Source organism: Mesorhizobium sp. L-2-11 (assembly GCF_016756595.1).
Classification (GTDB): Bacteria; Pseudomonadota; Alphaproteobacteria; order Rhizobiales; family Rhizobiaceae; genus Mesorhizobium.
This window is the reverse complement of record NZ_AP023257.1, coordinates 3490919-3508167: the sequence shown is the minus strand read 5'-3', so window position 1 is coordinate 3508167 and position 17249 is coordinate 3490919. Positions and strand designations below refer to the sequence as shown.

Here is a 17249-nt window from a genome sequence, read left to right as displayed (position 1 = left end):
TGCACCAATGCGGTTAAATTCCGGTGAGACTGGAGCAGCTGACTCTTAATCAGCGGGTTCACAGTTCGATCCTGTACTGTGCTTCGGCTTCTGAACAGCCAGCACGCTAACCCAACTGGCCCAACACCGGAAAGTTCTCCAGCAGCCAGTAGGAAGCGGCCTGCACGCCGCCGGTCAGGAAGAACACGCCGGCGACGACCAGCAGTGCGCCCATCGTCTTTTCGACACGGCCGAGATGGACGCGGAATTTTGCCAGAAAGCGCATGAAGGCGCCGGAAAACAGCGCCGCGATCAGGAACGGGATGCCGAGGCCGAGCGAATAGGCGGCAAGCAGTGCCGCGCCCTCGCCCACCGTCTCGCGGCCGCCGGCCAGCGTCAGGATCGGTCCCAGCACCGGTCCGATGCAGGGTGTCCAGCCGAAGGCGAACGCCAGTCCCATGACGTATGCGGCAACGATACTGGCCGGCTTGCCCTGCGACTGGAAGCGCGCCTCGCGCGACAGCAGCGGGATGCGCACTATGCCGAGAAAATTCAGCCCCATCAGGATGATAAGCACGCCGGCGGCCATCGCCAGCGGTTCCTGCCAGACGCGCAGCAGCCGGCCGATGGTCGAGGCGCCGGCGCCCAGCGCCACGAAGACTGTCGAGAAGCCGAGAACGAAGGCGATTGAGGCATAGAGCAGCGGGCTGCGTGCGTCGGCCTTGGCGGTGACGCCGGCATTGCCGCGGAAATCATCGACCGACACGCCGGCCATATAGCAGAGATAGGGCGGCACCAGCGGCAGCACGCAAGGCGACAGGAACGAGATCGCCCCCGCCCCGACCGCGCTGACATAGCCGATGTCCAATGCCATTCCCGAAACTCCTGATGGTTTGCGCTGCCATATAGCGGCGACCGCGCCGATCCGCCAATCACCAATGCGTGGCAAGTCGCACACGGCCGCCTGCCACGCCTGTCTCGCCCATCAAGGTCGCATCATGCCGGCCGCCTCTCCACACCAGGGCTGGCGCGTGATCGATGTTTCTCTTATATCGGCGGAAGTATTTGTCCCGTTCTCCCGGATTCATTGCCGGTTTGTCCAACGATTAGGGCAGCCGCTCTGCGTATCCAGGATTGCGGATATCACGTGACGCACCCTGGGTTGCGCGCCCAATGCAGGACTGCATTTTGGCCGCTTCCCCTTGACCGGATGCAAAAGCGCGGCCATGTGAGCGACAATTATACGAGATTTCGTCGCGCGCAGCGGAATTCTTCTGCCGCACCACAGCTGATATGAGACCTCATGGACGTCGTCGTCGTCGAATCGCCGGCCAAAGCGAAGACAATCAACAAGTACCTCGGAAAGAACTACAAGGTCCTGGCCTCGTTCGGCCACGTCCGCGATCTGCCTGCCAAGGATGGCTCGGTGCGTCCGGACGAGGATTTTGCCATGTCCTGGGCTGTCGACACCGCCTCGAGCAAACGTCTCGCCGACATTGCCAAGGCGGTCAAGGACGCCGACGGCCTGATCCTCGCCACCGATCCGGACCGTGAGGGCGAAGCCATTTCCTGGCACGTTCTGGAAGTGCTGAAGCAGAAGCGCGCGCTGAAGGACAAGCCGGTCAGCCGCGTCGTCTTCAACGCCATCACCAAATCGTCAGTGCTGGAAGCGATGGCCAATCCGCGCCAGATCGATGCGCCGCTGGTCGACGCCTATCTCGCCCGCCGCGCGCTCGACTATCTCGTCGGCTTCACGCTGTCGCCCGTGCTGTGGCGCAAGCTGCCCGGCGCCCGCTCCGCCGGCCGGGTCCAGTCGGTGGCGCTGCGCCTCGTCTGCGATCGCGAATTGGAGATAGAGCGCTTCATCCGCGAGGAATACTGGCAGATCGCTGCCATTCTCGGCACGCCACGCAAGGAAAATTTCGAGGCGCGGCTGACCGCCTTCGATCGCAAGAAACTGCAAAAGCTCGACATTTCCAACAAGGCGCAGGCCGACGACATCAAGGCGATGCTGGAAGGCGCGACCTTCAAGGCGCTGTCGGTCGAAGCCAAGCCGACCAGGCGCAATCCAGGTCCGCCCTTCACCACCTCGACGCTGCAGCAGGCCGCCTCCTCGCGCCTTGGCTTTTCGGCCACCCGCACAATGCAGGTGGCACAGCGGCTCTATGAAGGCATGGACATCGGCGGCGAGACCACCGGCCTGATCACCTATATGCGAACTGACGGGGTGCAGATGGCGCCCGAGGCGATATCAGCCGCGCGCGAAGCGATCGCCAAAGAGTTCGGCCCAAAATACCTGCCCGAAAAGCCGCGCAACTACACCACCAAGGCCAAGAACGCCCAGGAAGCGCACGAAGCGATCCGCCCGACCGACTTCATGCGCACGCCGGCTTCGGTCAGGCAATATCTCGATGCCGACCAGGCGCGGCTTTACGAGATTGTGTGGAAACGCGCCATCGCCAGCCAAATGCAGCCAGCCGAGATCGAGCGTACCACGGTCGAGATCGAGGCGGTCAACGGCGCCCGCAGCGCGGAGCTTCGCGCCGTCGGTTCGGTCGTTCGTTTCGATGGCTTCATTGCCGCCTACACCGAGCAGAAGGAGGAGGATGCGGAAGACGAGGAAGACCGCCGTCTGCCTGAGATCCGTGCCGGTGAACAACTCGAGCGCGAGGCGATCAACGCCACCCACCACACCACCGAACCGCCGCCGCGCTATTCCGAAGCCTCGCTGATCAAGAAGCTGGAAGAGCTCGGCATCGGCCGGCCGTCGACTTACACGGCGATCCTGAAGACGCTGGAGGACCGCGACTACGTCACCCTAGACAAGCGCAAGCTGTTGCCGCAGGCCAAAGGCCGGTTGTTGTCGGCCTTCCTCGAAAGCTTCTTCGAGCGCTATGTCGAATATGATTTCACCGCCTCGCTCGAGGAAAAACTCGACGAGATTTCCGACGGCAAGCTCGCCTGGAAGGATGTGCTGCGCGATTTCTGGAAGGATTTTTCCGGCGCCGTCGCCGACATCAAGGAATTGCGCGTCACCGACGTGCTCGACGCCCTCAACGAGGAACTGGCGCCGCTGGTGTTTCCGGCGCGAGAAGACGGTTCGAACCCCCGCATCTGCCCGAAATGCGGCACCGGCAACCTGTCGCTGAAGCTCGGCAAATTCGGCGCCTTTGTCGGCTGCTCGAACTATCCCGAATGCTCCTTCACCCGCCAGCTCGGCGACGCCGCCAACCCCAATGCCGAAAACGGCAATGGCGAGGACGGCACCAAGGTGCTGGGCAAAGATCCCTACACGGCGGAGGAAATCACGCTGCGCAGCGGTCGTTTCGGCCCCTATGTCCAGCGCGGCGACGGCAAGGAAGCCAAGCGCTCCAGCCTGCCCAAGGGCTGGACCGCCGATTCGATCGACCACGAAAAGGCCCTCGCCCTGCTGTCGCTGCCGCGCGACGTCGGCAAGCATCCGGAATCCGGCAAGATGATCTCGGCCGGGCTGGGGCGTTACGGTCCGTTCGTGCTGCACGACGGCACCTATGCCAATCTCGACAACATCGAGGACGTGTTCTCGATCGGTCTCAACCGCGCCGTATCGATGATCGCCGAGAAGCAGTTGAAAGGCCCGGGCGGGCGCAATGGCGGCACGGCCGCCGCCTTGAAGGAACTTGGCGAGCATCCGGCGGGCGGCGGCAAGATCGTCGTGCGCGACGGCAAATACGGGCCCTATGTCAATTTCGGCAAGGTCAATGCGACGCTGCCGAAGGGCAAGGACCCGCAGTCGGTGACGATCGAGGATGCGGTGGCGCTGATTGCCGACAAGGAAGCCAAGGGCGGCAATGGCGGCAGAAAGCCCTTCCGCAAAGCGGCCGCAGCTGCCAAAAAGCCTGCGGCCAAAAAGCCGGCGGCCCAGAAAACGGCGGCGAAGAAAGTGGCCAACAAAAAGGGATAGTGCATCGTGGCGCGCAGGGTATCCGGAAGAAGTCATGGCGATCTGCGCACCGCCGACACCAGGGCCAAGGTCAAGGATGATTACCGGCCGTCCCGCGACGAGATCCTGCGCTACATCGCCGAAAATCCGGATCGCTCAGGCAAACGCGACATCGCCAAGGCGTTTGCGCTGCGCGGCGAGGACCGTATCTGGCTGAAGGACGTTTTGCGCGACCTGCAGGATGAGGGGCTGCTGACCAAGGAGCGCAAGCGGCTCGCCCGCGTCGGCGCCCTCGCCCATGTCGCCGTGCTCGACATCTTTGGCCGCGACGCCGACGGCATGCTCTTGGCGCACCCGACCGAAGCTGTGGGCAACGGCGAGCCGCCTGTCATAGCGATCCGCGTGTCGCGCGGCGCCGGCGGCCCGACACCGGGCATTGGCGACCGCGTGCTGGCCAAGACCTTTCCAACCGATGATCCGACCGGCCCTGCCTATACCGGGCGGGTGATGAAGATCTTTGAGAAGCGCAGCGAGGCCGTTCTCGGCGTTTTTCGCGTGCTGCAGGACGGTACCTTCCGCATCGAGCCTGTCGAAAGACGCCAGCCGGAGCTGGTCGTCGACAAGGAATTCCAGAACGGCGCCAGGAACGGCGATCTGGTCGAGGTCGAGCCGGCGCGGGCCTCCCGCTACGGGCTGCCCAGGGCCAAGGTGCTGGCGGTGCTGGGTTCGCTGACCAGCGAAAAGGCGGTCTCGATGATCGCCATCCACGCGCACGACATACCGCATATTTTCCCGGCAGACGTCATCGCCGAGGCGGAGGCGGTCAAGCCTGCGGCATTAGCTGGCCGCGAAGACTGGCGCGAGCTGCCGCTGGTCACCATCGATCCGGCCGACGCCAAGGACCATGACGACGCCGTGTTCGCGACAGCAGATCCGGACGAGAAAAACCCCGGCGGCGTGGTCGTTACCGTGGCGATTGCCGATGTCGCCGCTTATGTGCGCTATGGCACTGCGCTCGACCGCGAGGCGCTGAAGCGTGGCAACTCGGTCTATTTTCCGGATCGTGTGGTGCCGATGCTGCCCGAGCGCATCTCCAACGATCTTTGTTCGCTGCGCGAAGGCCAGGACCGCCCGGCGTTGGCGGTCCGCATGACCTTTTCGGCCGATGGCCGCAAGCTCAGGCATTCGTTCCACCGCATCATGATGAAATCGGCGGCGAAGCTCGCCTATCGCCAGGCGCAGGCCGCGATCGACGGCGCGCCGGACGACAAGACCGGCCCGATCCTCGACACGGTGATGAAGCCGCTGTGGGACGCCTATGCCGTGGTGAAGCGCGGTCGTGAGACGCGCCAGCCGCTCGAGCTCGAACTGCCGGAGCGGAAAATCCTGCTCAAGGAGGACGGCACCGTCGACCGCGTCGTCGTGCCGGAGCGGCTCGACGCGCACAAGCTGATCGAAGAATTCATGATCCAGGCCAATGTCGCGGCGGCCGAGACGCTGGAGGCGAAACGACAGGCGCTGGTCTACCGCATCCATGACGCACCTTCGCTCGCCAAGCAGGAATCGCTGCGAGAATTCCTGCAGACGCTTGGCCTGTCGCTGGCGCGCGGCGCCCAGATGCGGCCGAACCAGTTCAACGGCATTCTGGATCGCGTCCGCGGCGCCGACCATGAAGGGCTGGTCAACGAGGTGGTGCTGCGCACGCAGATGCAGGCTGAATATTCGCCCAGCAATATCGGCCATTTCGGCCTCAATCTGAAACGCTATGCGCACTTCACCTCGCCGATCCGCAGATACGCCGACCTGATCGTGCATCGCGGGCTGATTGCCGCGCTCGGCTTCGGTGCAGGCGGACTGACGCAGGATGAAGCGGAGCGGCTGGAAGAAGTTTCTGCTCTGATCTCAGCCACCGAGCGCCGCGCCATGGCCGCCGAGCGCGACACGGTCGACCGGCTGATCGCCGCCTATCTGGCAGAGCGTGTCGACGATCGCTTCGATGCACGCATTTCGGGCGTCACCAAATCGGGACTATTTGTCCAATTGCCGCAGTATGGCGCAGATGGTTTCATTCCGGTCTCAAGTCTGGGCGGCGATTACTATATATACGACGAAACTGCCCGATCGCTTTTCGGAGAACGCACCGGCAAGGGCTATCAGCTTGCCGACCGCGTCGAGGTTCGCCTGATCGAGGTGGCGCCTATGGCCGGCGCGATGCGTTTCGAGATGCTGACCGACCCAAAGCCGCTGCCCGGCTCCAAACGGTCGTTTCACAAGGCCAAGGGCCGCGCCCGTGCGTCGCAATCGCGTCCAGGCTCGCGCGGCAGGAGACGGTAATGCCAAGCGATCTGAAAAAGAACGAACAGGTTTTCGGCGGCCAACAGCACTCGGGCCGGATCGCCCGCCCGCTGTGGACAGCGATGAAGCGTGGCGCGCTTGGCCGCTGCCCGCATTGCGGCGAGGGAAAGCTTTTTCGTGCCTTCGTCAAGACCGTCGATAAATGCGATCATTGCGGCGAGGAGCTTCATCACCACCGCGCCGACGACCTGCCGGCCTACCTGGTGGTGGCCATCGTCGGCCACATCGTGCTCGGCGCCTTCATGGGTTTCGAAGCGGCCTCCACTCTGTCCACCTGGCAGCACGTCGCCATCTGGGTGCCGCTGACCATCCTCATGGCGATCGTCTTGCTGCAGCCGGTCAAGGGCGCCGTCATCGGCCTGCAATGGGCGTCCTATATGCACGGCTTCGGCGGGGAAGAAGATCTGATCGCACCGCATCCCGAGGCTTGAAACCGAGGCTGGCGCAAATCGGCATGGCTGGACGCCACTTTCGCATCGGAGCAGATTCCGCTAGGTCGTGCGCATGGACGTTATGACCAAGGCGGAAGTCGACAAGGTTGAGCCGATCGCGCTCAACGCCAAGCCTATACGCCCGCGCGACGCCGCGACATTGATCCTGCTCGACCGCAGGGGCGCCGAGTTCCTGGTGCTGATGGGCAGGCGCCACGCCCGTCACGCCTTCATGCCGGGGAAATTCGTCTTTCCCGGTGGCCGTACCGATCCGGTCGACAGCCGAATTCCCGTTGCCACAGCGCTGCACCCTGAGGAACAGGCGAGGCTGACCGCCGGCGTTGGCCGCACCAGCCCGGCCCGCGCTCGCGCCATCGCCCTGTCGGCGATTCGCGAAACCTATGAAGAAGCCGGCCTGCTGATCGGCCAGAAGGGCGCCTTCGCCACGACCAGGCGCGATTGGCAGGGTTTTGCCGAGCACGGCGTAAGACCGTCGCTGGAGGCGCTGCGCTTCATCGCGCGCGCCATCACGCCGCCAAACCGGGTGCGACGCTTCGACACGCGCTTCTTCAGCGCCTGGCGCGAAGACGTCGCCGTGGAGCTGCCGGACGGCGGTCCCACCAACGAGCTGGAGGAACTGGTCTGGCTGCCGCTCGCCAAGGCTAAAGAAGCTGATGTGCCCGATATCACCAGGGCTATCCTGGAGGAGCTGGAAAAGCGGCTCGTCGACGATCCGCTGCTGCGCCCCGGTGGTTCCGTGCCGTTCTACCGGCTTGTCCGCAATCGCTTCGTTCGCGAAATTCTGTAGAGCTAGAGCATTCCCATCCCATGACGGTCGATACCCAGCAAGAGATCAAGGAACGCGTCCATTGGCTGCCGATGATCGCGGCGATCTCGTCGATCAGCGTCGTCGGCATCGCCATCGGCCTCGGCATGCCGCTGCTCAGCGTCATTCTCGAAACGCGCGGCCATTCGGCGTCGATGATCGGCTTCAACACCGCTGTCGCCGGCCTCGCCTCGATCGCTGGCGCACCGCTCGCCACCCCGCTCGCGATGCGGTTCGGCGTCGCCAGGACGATGCTCGCTATGATCGCCACGGGAGTGCTGGCCTTTGTCGGCTTCCATTTCGCACCGGACTTCTGGATGTGGTTTCCGCTGCGCGTCCTGCTCCACATCGCGCTGACGGTGCTGTTCATCCTGTCGGAATTCTGGATCAGCACATCGGCGCCGCCGCACCGGCGCGGTCTCGTGCTGGGCATCTACGCCACCGTACTGTCGCTCGGCTTTGCAGCCGGGCCATGGCTGTTCGCCCAGCTCGGCAGCGCCGGCTTCCTGCCCTTCGGCGTCATCATGGCGCTGGTGACGCTGGCAGCCATTCCAGTTCTGGCGGCCCGCAACGAGAGCCCGATGATCGTCACCAACGGCGAAACCAGCAACTTCCTGCGCTACATCTGGTTGGTGCCGACGGCGACCGCTGCGGTGCTGGTGTTCGGCGCGGTCGAGACCGGCGGCTTTGCGCTGTTTCCCGTTTACGGCAATCGCATCGGCTACTCCGAGGCCGACGCCGCCCTGCTGCTCACCATGATCGGCCTCGGCAACGTGCTGTTGCAGATCCCGCTCGGCATGATCAGCGACCGCGTCAGCGACCGCCGCTATCTGCTTCTGGCCTGTGCAACCATCGGTCTTGCCGGCACCATCTTCATGCCGCACTTCGCGCAGAACTGGCATCTGATGGCGGCGCTTCTGTTCGTCTGGGGCGGCGTCGTCGCGGCCATGTACACGATTGGCCTGGCCCATCTCGGCTCGCAGCTTTCCGGCCACGACCTGGCCTCGGCCAACGCTGCCTTCGTGCTCTGCTACGGTGTCGGCATGGTGCTCGGTCCGCAGGCGATCGGCATCGGCATGGACCTTTTCGGCCCCTCCGGCTTCGGCTGGGCGCTCGGCATGTTCTTTGCCTTCTATATCGCGCTGGTCGGCGCCAGGCTTATCCGGAAAATCCTGTAGAAAGTCCCGATCGATGCCTCGTGTGGCGCAAGGCTGCTGACATAACCGTGTCAGCAGCACCTGGGTAGATTGTCAGCAACACGCCACGAATATGAGGATGCCGCCATGATCGACTCCGGGTTTGAAACGAAATCGCTGCGGATGGAATTGCTGCTGCTTGTGACCTTCCAGGCGCCGGCTTCCGATGTCGACCGCATCATGGAAGCGGTGGTCGCGATCGCCCCGCTGACGATGGGCAAATACGACAGCAATGCCTACCAGTCGGCGCACGGCATCGAGCGCTACCGGGCGCTCGAAGGTGCTGCCGCCGGCGCCGAGACCGAATTGCGCCGACGGCATGGCACGGTGGAAGTGTCGTTCGAGCTGCCCGACGACCAGGCGTTGGCCGCCCGCATCGTCGAGGCGATCTTCCAGGTCCACAGCTACCAGGAGCCGGTGATCCGCATCCAGCCGATCCTCGCCAGCCGCTCGAAGGGATTGGACGACAGTTGCAATCCGAACCGCTGGTGGAACACCACGGGAGATTGGAAGAAGGCGGCTACAGTTAAGGAAGAGGCGCTCTCGCAGGGTTGACTTTCCGGGCGCGTTGTTTATGTGTCGCGCCAAGTTTCCCGCGTCCGGGTGTTTTCCCGTGCTCCAGCGGCCAAGACCCACGAACATAACGGACTGAAACAATGGCCAAAGCCGCAAACATCAAGATCAAGCTCCTGTCGACCGCCGACACCGGTTTCTTCTACGTGACCAGCAAGAACAGCCGCACCAAAACCGACAAGCTGTCGTTCCGCAAATACGATCCGGTCGCCAAGAAGCACGTCGAGTTCAAGGAAACCAAGATCAAGTAATCTGCTTCCTGCTCTAGACAAAAACGCCGCCCCCTGGGCGGCGTTTTTGTTTTTAACGCTGGAAAAGTGCATAATTTCCAATGCTTGGCGCAGAGTCTTGATGTCATTTTTAGAATGGGGGCCGGCCGGCGTTTGGCAGCGGTACGAGGAGGCCACTGTGTGCCAGCGCCGGCCGGCCGACCCCACGGACCCAGGAGATGCGGCGGACCTGAATCATGGGGTATTCTTCGGATCGATACGGCGATCTACGCTCGCGCCGGTCCCGTCATTGGCCTGCACATTTGCGCAACAGCCTGTGAAAATCAACAATTTCTTAACCACGCCCGGCGAATCGCCTGCGTTAAGGTAAATTCGTAACCCTGTCGCATTGACAGGATAATCAGCCCTTACGCCGCCTTGGCGACGACCCGATTGCGGCCGGCGCTCTTGGCTTCGTAGAGCGCGAGGTCGGCCCGCTTCATCAGCCCGGAAACCGAGTCGACACCCTTCAGCACCGCCGACACGCCGACGCTGACGGTAACCTCGATCGTCTTGCCGTCCTGACCGACGGCAAACGGCATCTGGGCGATCTCGGCGCGAATACGCTCCGCGACCTTTTCAGCGACCGCGCCGTCCGTGTCCGGCATCACCACGACGAACTCCTCGCCACCGAAGCGGCAGGCGAGATCGATGCCGCGCACATTCTTGCGCAGCCGTCGCGCGAATTCGCGCAGCACCTCGTCGCCGCCGTCATGGCCATGCGCGTCGTTGACGGCCTTGAAGCGGTCGAGATCGGTGATCATCACCGACAGCGGCCGCCGCCGCGCCACGGCACGGTCGAACAGTGTCTGCAGATGGCTGTCGAGGTAACGGCGATTGTGCAATCCCGTCAGCGCGTCGGTCACCGCCATCTCGATGGTCTGGGTGACGCTGGCGCGCAACTGGTCGTTGTAGCGCTTGCGGCGCACCTGCGTGCGCAGCCGCGCGGTCAGTTCCTGCTGGTCGATCGGCCGCATCAGATAATCGTTGATGCCGAGCTCGAGGCCGCGGACGATGCGCCCCTCCTCACCCTGCTCCGCCAGAAGGATGATCGGCACGAAACGGGTGCGGTCGAGCGAACGCAGTTGCGAGCAGAGCCTGAGCGGATCGAAATCGGCAAAACCCGTCGAGATCATCACGCATTCATAGGGCGTCTCGGCGGCCTGGAAGAATCCGGCATGCGGATCGGTGGCGATGTCGAGGTCGGCGCTGCCGCGCAGCATTTTCTGGACGCGCTCAAAGGAGGATTTACGCTCGTCGATCAGCAGAACCTTCGGCATGGTGTCCGCGGATGCGAAGTTGCGGCTCAACAGCTCCTCGATGCCGATATTGCGCGTGGTCGAGGCGCGCAGGCGCAGCTCATCAGTCAAGGTCTTCAGCCTGACCAGGCTTTTGACGCGGGTCATCAATTGCAGATCTTTCACCGGCTTGGTCAGAAAATCGTCCGCACCGGCCTCGAGGCCGCGCACCCGGTCCGAAACCTGGTCGAGCGCGGTGATCATGACGACCGGGATGTGCGACGTCGCCGGATCGCTCTTCAGCCGGCGGCAGACCTCGAACCCGTCCATGTCAGGCATCATCACGTCGAGCAGAACGACATCGACCTTGCCGTTTTCGCAGGTCTCGATCGCATCCAGCCCGTTGGTGGCGGTCAGCACCTCGAAATATTCGGCAAGCAGCCGGACCTCGAGCAGCCTGACATTGGCAGGGATGTCGTCGACGACGAGGATCCGTGCGGTCATCTCATAAAGCTCCGGCTCGACTGGAAGGACGCATCAGGCGTCGCCCAGGTAGGATTTGATGGTTTCGATGAAACGCGGCACCGAGATCGGCTTGGAAATATAGGCTTCGCAACCACCCTGGCGGATACGCTCCTCATCGCCCTTCATCGCGAATGCGGTGACGGCAATGACCGGGATGACATGGAGGTCGTCGTCCTCCTTCAGCCATTTGGTCACTTCCAACCCCGACACTTCGGGCAGCTGGATGTCCATCAAAATGAGGTCCGGCTTGTGCAGTCGCGCCAGATCCAGCGCTTCCAGACCGTTTCGCGTGCGTACCGTCTCGTAACCGCTCGCTTCGATGAGGTCGCGAAAGAGCTTCATGTTGAGCTCATTGTCCTCGACGATCATGACCTTCTTAGGCATCAAATTCCCGTCCCGGCCTGCCTTCCGCTCGAAGGATGCCGCCATGCGCCCTCGCCGGTACGCACCAAACCCTGCTCCACTCTACCGCGAGATAATTGACGAAACGGAAACCGGCTGCCGGAAAAGCTTCGCATTTCACCGCGAACTCCGCATTGCAGAGACAGATGGCTTGCCGCAGGCGACGCTTGCGATTACTGCCAAAAACAGACTCATTCCACGCACAAGAAGGTAGCGATGGCAAACGCAGCGTCAATGCGCGAGGAAGCAGAAACCATTGCCGTGAAGGCATTGGGCTTCGTCGCCGCCGATCCGGAACTTCTGCCGCGCTTCCTGGCGATCACCGGCATCGAGGCACATTCGATCCGCCAGGCCGCCGGCGAGCCGGGATTTCTGGCCGGCGTGCTGCAGTTCATCCTCGCCCACGAGCCGACGCTCATGCGGTTCGCAGCGGAAACCGGAACGCCGCCGGCTTCCGTCGGCATGGCGCTGCGGGCGCTGCCGCTTGGCGACGACGATCATGAGCGTTCGATATAAGCGACGACCGGATCGCCAAAGCGCTTACGGCGTCTGTTCTTCTTCGCTGTCGCCACCGTCATCATTCCCATCCGGATCGGCCGGTTTGACCATGACACCATTGACGGTGACCGAACCGTCCGGCTTGCCATTGACGACCCATTCGATGCGGCCGTCCGGCAGCGTCTTGCCGAATCCCTTGATCGCAAGCGCCACCGGCACATATTGCGCGGCTTCCGGCTCCGACTTCGCCGCCGCCTGCAGGCTCTCCACGATCCTGTCATAGCCTGCTATATCGATGGTCACATTGGCCTCGGGCTTCATGCCGGCGAACGTCATCTCGCCTTGCATCGCGATTTCCATGTCGCCGTTTTTCACCGTGCTGTGGCCGATGACAAATTTCGGCGTCTTGGCCATGAAATCAGCCTTGATCTGATCGCCGAAGTCGGCCGGCAGCGGTGGATTCCTGTTCAGATCAAAGGCTTCGATCGCTTTCTTCGCCATGCTGTCGAGATCGATATTGGCGCCGCCGAAATTCAGGCTGACATCGGTGGGCAGCAGCGCCGTGCTCCAGGCGGGCACAAGACTCTGGGGGATCTTCAGTCCCGCGGCCCTGATCGAATAGTAGATTGCTCCGTTCTGGGCGATGCCGTCGGCCCCGAAGCCCGTGTCCAGCTCGGTCGCACCGAAATGCCCGACCGGGCTTTCGACGGTGAGATCCTTGAACCCGTAGGTTCCGTCGATCCGCTCCCACAGCGGCAGCGCGGCGAGCAAGAGCGATTTGAGCTGCCCCTGGTTGGCCTTCAGGCTGGCCTCGTCTCCATTGGCGACGGCAAATGCCAGCAGATCGAGAAGCGGTCTGGTCCGCACGCCTTTGCCGGTCGCGTTCACCGACAGCGTTGGCGATTTGATCGTAAGCGGGAATTTCAGCCCGCTCTTGGGATCGTCAAAGTCGAGCGCTTCGGTGAAATCGGCGAGCGTCTGCGTCGCGGTGAAATCCACGCCGCCATTCGCAGCTTTGCTTGCTTTCATGGTGGCCGTACCGGCGCCGGTGCTCACCCTGGCGCGCTGCACGCTGTCCCGGGAATTCATCGTCATCCCGGCTATCGACTGTGTGGCGCTGGTGAAAGCCGCCAGTTCGGGATCGTAGACGCCGGAAAACTTGCCGTCTGTAATCGAGAACTGCATGCTCTGCGGGCCCTCTGGCCCCTTGAACTCGAAGGACCCGCTTTGCGACACATCCGCCGAGACGCTCCATGTCCCGTTGCTGCTTGGCTTGACGAGCAATGCGTAGGGGCTGAAGTCGAACTTGAAGGAATGCTGTGCCGCCAGCAGGTCCACGACAGGTTTGAAATCGACGGCGAGCTTGTAGGCGTCGCCTTCCACCGAAACCTTGAGGAAACCGCTGTCGATCGCCTTGCTGCCGATATAGCGGGCAAGATTTTCGGAGAGCTGCTTGGCACCCTCGCCGTCGACGGTCTGGCCGAAGGCAGGCGCGCTGAGCGCGAGGACAAAGACGGCCGGCAGAACACGATTCACGCAGAATCTCCGTTGCTATTTCCGTGGCAAGAACTCCAGCCGCAACCGTAAGCGGAAACCGGCGGGCTGCAATCCCCTCGTTGCGGCTGGAAGCCGATCTATAACGACCCTTCGCCGCCTGCGCTATCCTCCGGCATCGACTGTGGGGTCGCCTTCTTCGACGTGACAACGCAGGCGGTGCGGGCGTTGAGCAGGCCCCAGCCGAAGACGGCGTCCTTGCCCGGCGCGCCGAGATCTTCCGCCGACTTGCCAAGCGCGTCTTGAATGTCGGCAGCGGTGGCGTTGCTGTTTGCCGATTTCATCAAAGCAGCGGCTGCGGTGACGAAGGGCGCCGCGAAGGAGGTGCCGGTCTTCGGCCGTGCGCCGCTGACCGACGCGGCCGTCCACACCTGGACGCCGGGAGCGGCCAGGTCGATGTGCTCGCCACGGCCAGCACGCCTGTAGGGGCGCTTCATGCGATCGACCGCCGTCACCGCGATCACTTCAGCGTAGGCCGCCGGATAGGCAGGTTCGGCCCTGGGACCGCCATTGCCAGCGGCGGCGACGATCACCATGCCGCGTTCGGAAAGTTTTCGGACAAACTGCTCGAGAAGCGCATTCGCAGGACCAGACAGGCTCATATTCGTCACCTGCACGCCGCGCGCCGAAAGCAGGTCGAGCGCGCGAAGCAGATCGTAGGCGTCCGAGCGGTCATCCTGGCGATCGCCGCGATGAAACGAATCGACCGCAATGAGCCTGGCGTGCGGCAGCAGGCCGGGGGTACGGCTGTCAGCGCCGCCGACGAGCAGGGCCGCGACGGCGGTGCCGTGCTGGCGGCCGGACTCGGCAACGCCGTCGTCCGACAGGCGAAGAACTTCGACCCGGCCTTTCGAGAAGGCGGCATGCGCAGGATTGATCGCCGTGTCGATAAGGCCGATCGTGACATTGCCACCGCAGCCGGCCGGCAGCCCGGTACCGGCCGGCCAGCCGATCAGGCCCGCGGCGGTGCAGTGCGGCCCGGCACATTCGGTTTCTTGTCCGGGTCGGTAGTAATGCACGAAATCTGCCGTCGACTGCGGAGCGGCATCGATGACAAGATCGCGCGCAGCCTCCAGCGGCATGTTGGGTGGAATGCGCAGCCGAATCAGCTGCGATCCAAGAAGCTGAATGTCGGCACGGTCCAGTACGGTGAAGCCGGTTGCCTGAAGCCGACCGATCTCAGCCGAACTCAGCCCGGTCGCCACGATCTGGTCAGGTGCCCGAGACGGCAAAGGGAGGGCTGGCCGTTGCGTACGCCGGCCGCTGCGCCTTGGCGGGCGTGGAAGAAACCGATCCGTTAGCGTGCGAAACAGGTTCGGTCCGGTCGATCGGCGGGACGACGTTTGCGATCCACCAGACGAAGCGCCGGACCGACCCCCGTCATCACCACCGCCGTCGTCGCCGCCATCGTCACCGCCACCATCGTCATCGGCGAACGCCGATCTTGGTCCGAACTCGCCGAGCCCCAGTTGGCCGCTCGGCGCCTGAGGATCGACGATCAATGCAACGGCGACCCAGAAAAGCAGCAGGGCTTTTTGCCTCAACCAGGAGTTGTGGAACATCATCTCCCTCGCATTTCCGGCCTTCGCCGATTTTCCGACATCGCGAGGCTAGCGGAGCTATCCGGCGATAAGCTAGCCTTGCGAGGAACGGGCGCGGGGCCGCTTTATTCCAGAACTTGGAGCAACATGCCGGAAAAAGCCGACCGCGTCCAAGATCAGCTTGTCGCTTTTCTGCCGAATCTGCGCCGATTCGCGATTGCGCTGTGCCGGTCCCGCGATATGGCGGACGATCTCGTCCAGCGCGCCTGCGAACGGGCGCTCGCCAACGAGCAGCGTTTCGAGCCAGGGACGCGCTTCGACGCGTGGATGTTCAAGATTCTGAGAAATCTGTGGATCGACGATATCCGCAAGCGCAGGGTCGCCGGCCCGCAGGACGATATCGACGAGCGCCATGACATCGCCGGCGCTTCCGGTGAGCGCGAGATGGAGGCGCGGCTGGCGCTGAACAGCGTGGCGCAAGCCATAGGCGAGCTCGCCGCCGACCAGCGCGAGGTGCTGCTTCTGGTCTGTGTCGAAGAGCTTTCCTACAGGCAAGCCGCGCAAGTCCTTGCCGTGCCGATCGGGACGGTGATGAGCAGGCTGGCGCGAGCCAGGAAGAATCTGGCGGAGGCGACTGGAATATCTTCGGCGCCCGCCCGTTCTCCGGTCACAAAAGGGGCTGCAAAATGACCGAAGAGACTTTTTCGGACGAAATCCTGATGCGATTCGCCGACGGCGAGCTTGATCCCGACATGGTCGCCAGGATCGAGCAGGCGATGGAAACGGACGACCGTCTGGTTGCCAGGATCGCTGTGTTCATCGAGACAAGGGCGCAGGCGCAGGCCGCGCTGAAGCCGCTGCTCGACGAGCCGGTTCCCAAAAAACTTATCGCGGCCGTCGAGCAGGTGATCGAGGCCAGGCGTGCCGGCGAGAAAGCGGCGACGGCGTCGATATTGCCCTTCGGCAGCAGGCGCGTAGCAGGGCCCGCCTCGAGGTCTCGATGGATGCTGCCAGTTGCCGCCTCTCTCGCGGCGGCCGTTGTCGGCGGGCTCGCCGGCTATTGGGCAGCAGGCACCGACGAACGCACGCGGGGCGGCTTGTGGGTAGCCGGCGTCATCCGGCCGGCCCTGGCCCAAGCCCTTGAAACGGTCGAGTCCGGCAAGGAGATCAAGCTCGCCGGGATCAGCGACCGGTTCCGGGCCATCGCTACGTTCCGTAACGATAAGCAGGATTTGTGCCGCGAATTCGAGGTCGACTCGCAGAACCGCTCCACGGTGGTGTCGGTCGCCTGCCGTTCCGGCGACGAATGGCGCGTCAGCTTCGCGGTCGTGGCGCCCGGCGACGCCGGAGGCTATGCCCCGGCCTCGTCAACCGAAGCCCTCGACGCCTATCTTTCGGCGATCGAAGCAGGCGCTCCGATGTCAGCCGAGGAGGAAGTCCAGGCGCTGACCGAGATCCGTCAAAAGGACCGGAAGTGAAGCTGCGACGGCCCGGCTTTTTTGGAATAAAGCCGGGGATCGCCCGTTACTCCGCCGGGCCGCAACTGCCGGCCCGGTCTGAAACAAGGAGTAACTACCATGGCAAGACACTGGAAACTCAAGTCGGCACTGGTCGCAGGAATGGCAGCGCTCGCGGGCACCGCGGCGCAGGCAAAGGAGTCTCCCGCGGCGCCGGAAACCGAGCGTCCGCCAGCCGCAATGTCCAGCCAAAGCGACGGTTCCTTCATCGTCGCTGGCAACAGCTCTTCAAATTCGAGTTCCAATTCGTCGTCCAACGGTTCGTCGAATTCCAGCTCTAATTCGTCGAGCAATTCGAATTCGAACTCGTCGTCGAACTCCAGCTCCAATTCCTCGAGCAACTCGAATTCGAACTCATCGTCGAACAGTTCCTCCAACTCGAGCTCGAACGGTTCGGATCGCGGCTGGTCGCGCAACTGGCGG

Annotated in this window: 17 protein-coding genes; 11 read left to right on the top strand and 6 right to left on the bottom strand. The window is 63.3% G+C overall.

Annotated features, from left to right (window positions below):
• Positions 1 to 106: 106 nt before the first annotated feature.
• Positions 107 to 853, bottom strand: coding sequence for a cytochrome c biogenesis CcdA family protein (locus JG739_RS16775; RefSeq protein WP_202362570.1), 747 nt, complete (start codon positions 851 to 853; stop codon positions 107 to 109).
• On the opposite strand from JG739_RS16775, the gene JG739_RS16770 reads away from it, so the two are divergent.
• The 8 genes from JG739_RS16770 to rpmG all read left to right on the top strand — a co-directional run bounded on the left by JG739_RS16770 (position 840) and on the right by rpmG (position 9533).
• Positions 840 to 1130 carry a hypothetical protein gene (locus tag JG739_RS16770; RefSeq protein WP_202362569.1) on the top strand — a complete coding sequence of 97 codons (291 nt, stop codon included), beginning with the start codon at positions 840 to 842 and terminating at the stop codon, positions 1128 to 1130. The two genes, JG739_RS16775 and JG739_RS16770, sit on opposite strands and share 14 nt — an antisense overlap.
• Before the next feature lie 152 nt (positions 1131 to 1282).
• Positions 1283 to 3922, top strand: coding sequence for a type I DNA topoisomerase (gene topA, locus JG739_RS16765; protein WP_202362568.1), 2640 nt, complete (start codon positions 1283 to 1285; stop codon positions 3920 to 3922).
• Positions 3923 to 3928: 6 nt separating this feature from the next.
• Entirely contained in the window at positions 3929 to 6235 is a 2307-nt protein-coding gene (gene rnr / locus JG739_RS16760; RefSeq protein ID WP_202362567.1) for a ribonuclease R, read from the top strand.
• Positions 6235 to 6687, top strand: a complete 453-nt coding sequence (locus JG739_RS16755; protein WP_202362566.1) for a DUF983 domain-containing protein — start codon at positions 6235 to 6237, stop codon at positions 6685 to 6687. The genes rnr and JG739_RS16755 overlap by 1 nt, the downstream gene beginning before the upstream one ends.
• A 73-nt stretch (positions 6688 to 6760) precedes the next feature.
• Entirely contained in the window at positions 6761 to 7495 is a 735-nt protein-coding gene (locus JG739_RS16750; protein ID WP_202362565.1) for an NUDIX hydrolase, read from the top strand.
• Between the two features lie 20 nt (positions 7496 to 7515).
• Complete coding sequence (locus JG739_RS16745) at positions 7516 to 8691, top strand: MFS transporter (RefSeq protein WP_202362564.1); 1176 nt, start codon at positions 7516 to 7518, stop codon at positions 8689 to 8691.
• Between the two features lie 105 nt (positions 8692 to 8796).
• The gene (locus JG739_RS16740; protein ID WP_202362563.1) at positions 8797 to 9264 is read left to right on the top strand and encodes a hypothetical protein; all 468 of its coding nucleotides are present in this window, start codon (positions 8797 to 8799) and stop codon (positions 9262 to 9264) included.
• Positions 9265 to 9365: 101 nt separating this feature from the next.
• Positions 9366 to 9533: a 50S ribosomal protein L33 gene (rpmG, locus tag JG739_RS16735; RefSeq protein WP_006201775.1), complete on the top strand. Its 168-nt coding sequence runs from the start codon at positions 9366 to 9368 to the stop codon at positions 9531 to 9533.
• Positions 9534 to 9919: 386 nt separating this feature from the next.
• On the opposite strand, the gene JG739_RS16730 is transcribed toward rpmG, so the two are convergent.
• Both JG739_RS16730 and JG739_RS16725 read right to left on the bottom strand, forming a co-directional pair.
• Positions 9920 to 11293 carry a PleD family two-component system response regulator gene (locus JG739_RS16730; RefSeq protein WP_202362562.1) on the bottom strand — a complete coding sequence of 458 codons (1374 nt, stop codon included), beginning with the start codon at positions 11291 to 11293 and terminating at the stop codon, positions 9920 to 9922.
• A 33-nt stretch (positions 11294 to 11326) separates the two neighbouring features.
• The gene (locus JG739_RS16725; protein WP_287247952.1) at positions 11327 to 11683 is read right to left on the bottom strand and encodes a response regulator; all 357 of its coding nucleotides are present in this window, start codon (positions 11681 to 11683) and stop codon (positions 11327 to 11329) included.
• A gap of 249 nt (positions 11684 to 11932) precedes the next feature.
• On the opposite strand from JG739_RS16725, the gene JG739_RS16720 reads away from it, so the two are divergent.
• Positions 11933 to 12232, top strand: a complete 300-nt coding sequence (locus tag JG739_RS16720; protein WP_202362561.1) for a DUF3572 domain-containing protein — start codon at positions 11933 to 11935, stop codon at positions 12230 to 12232.
• A 24-nt stretch (positions 12233 to 12256) separates the two neighbouring features.
• Here JG739_RS16720 and JG739_RS16715 read toward each other — a convergent pair whose 3' ends face one another.
• Together JG739_RS16715 and JG739_RS16710 are read right to left on the bottom strand one after the other, a co-directional pair.
• Positions 12257 to 13750: a hypothetical protein gene (locus tag JG739_RS16715; RefSeq protein ID WP_202362560.1), complete on the bottom strand. Its 1494-nt coding sequence runs from the start codon at positions 13748 to 13750 to the stop codon at positions 12257 to 12259.
• Positions 13751 to 13848: 98 nt separating this feature from the next.
• Positions 13849 to 15330 (bottom strand): S8 family serine peptidase, encoded by a 1482-nt coding sequence (locus JG739_RS16710; protein WP_202367496.1) that lies wholly within the window; start codon positions 15328 to 15330, stop codon positions 13849 to 13851.
• 126 nt (positions 15331 to 15456) lie between these two features.
• On the opposite strand from JG739_RS16710, the gene JG739_RS16705 reads away from it, so the two are divergent.
• Positions 15457 to 15999 (top strand): RNA polymerase sigma factor, encoded by a 543-nt coding sequence (locus JG739_RS16705; RefSeq protein ID WP_202362559.1) that lies wholly within the window; start codon positions 15457 to 15459, stop codon positions 15997 to 15999.
• On the top strand, positions 15996 to 16787 hold the full coding sequence (locus JG739_RS16700; protein WP_202362558.1) for an anti-sigma factor family protein: 792 nt from the start codon (positions 15996 to 15998) through the stop codon (positions 16785 to 16787). Before JG739_RS16705 ends, JG739_RS16700 begins: the two co-directional genes overlap by 4 nt.
• On the opposite strand, the gene JG739_RS16695 is transcribed toward JG739_RS16700, so the two are convergent.
• On the bottom strand, positions 16769 to 17203 hold the full coding sequence (locus JG739_RS16695; RefSeq protein WP_202362557.1) for a hypothetical protein: 435 nt from the start codon (positions 17201 to 17203) through the stop codon (positions 16769 to 16771). The genes JG739_RS16700 and JG739_RS16695 overlap by 19 nt on opposite strands.
• Positions 17204 to 17249 lie beyond the last annotated feature (46 nt).

Excerpts from the sequence above, each read along its gene's own strand:
- JG739_RS16770 (WP_202362569.1), top strand. The coding sequence starts at position 840 with ATGTCCAATGCCATTCCCGAAACTCCTGATGGTTTGCGCTGCCATATA.
- JG739_RS16775 (WP_202362570.1), bottom strand. The coding sequence starts at position 853 with ATGGCATTGGACATCGGCTATGTCAGCGCGGTCGGGGCGGGGGCGATC.
- topA (WP_202362568.1), top strand. The coding sequence starts at position 1,283 with ATGGACGTCGTCGTCGTCGAATCGCCGGCCAAAGCGAAGACAATCAAC.
- JG739_RS16755 (WP_202362566.1), top strand. The coding sequence starts at position 6,235 with ATGCCAAGCGATCTGAAAAAGAACGAACAGGTTTTCGGCGGCCAACAG.
- JG739_RS16750 (WP_202362565.1), top strand. The coding sequence starts at position 6,761 with ATGGACGTTATGACCAAGGCGGAAGTCGACAAGGTTGAGCCGATCGCG.
- JG739_RS16745 (WP_202362564.1), top strand. The coding sequence starts at position 7,516 with ATGACGGTCGATACCCAGCAAGAGATCAAGGAACGCGTCCATTGGCTG.
- JG739_RS16740 (WP_202362563.1), top strand. The coding sequence starts at position 8,797 with ATGATCGACTCCGGGTTTGAAACGAAATCGCTGCGGATGGAATTGCTG.
- rpmG (WP_006201775.1), top strand. The coding sequence starts at position 9,366 with ATGGCCAAAGCCGCAAACATCAAGATCAAGCTCCTGTCGACCGCCGAC.
- JG739_RS16730 (WP_202362562.1), bottom strand. The coding sequence starts at position 11,293 with ATGACCGCACGGATCCTCGTCGTCGACGACATCCCTGCCAATGTCAGG.
- JG739_RS16725 (WP_287247952.1), bottom strand. The coding sequence starts at position 11,683 with ATGATCGTCGAGGACAATGAGCTCAACATGAAGCTCTTTCGCGACCTC.
- JG739_RS16720 (WP_202362561.1), top strand. The coding sequence starts at position 11,933 with ATGGCAAACGCAGCGTCAATGCGCGAGGAAGCAGAAACCATTGCCGTG.
- JG739_RS16710 (WP_202367496.1), bottom strand. The coding sequence starts at position 15,330 with ATGTTCCACAACTCCTGGTTGAGGCAAAAAGCCCTGCTGCTTTTCTGG.
- JG739_RS16705 (WP_202362559.1), top strand. The coding sequence starts at position 15,457 with ATGCCGGAAAAAGCCGACCGCGTCCAAGATCAGCTTGTCGCTTTTCTG.
- JG739_RS16700 (WP_202362558.1), top strand. The coding sequence starts at position 15,996 with ATGACCGAAGAGACTTTTTCGGACGAAATCCTGATGCGATTCGCCGAC.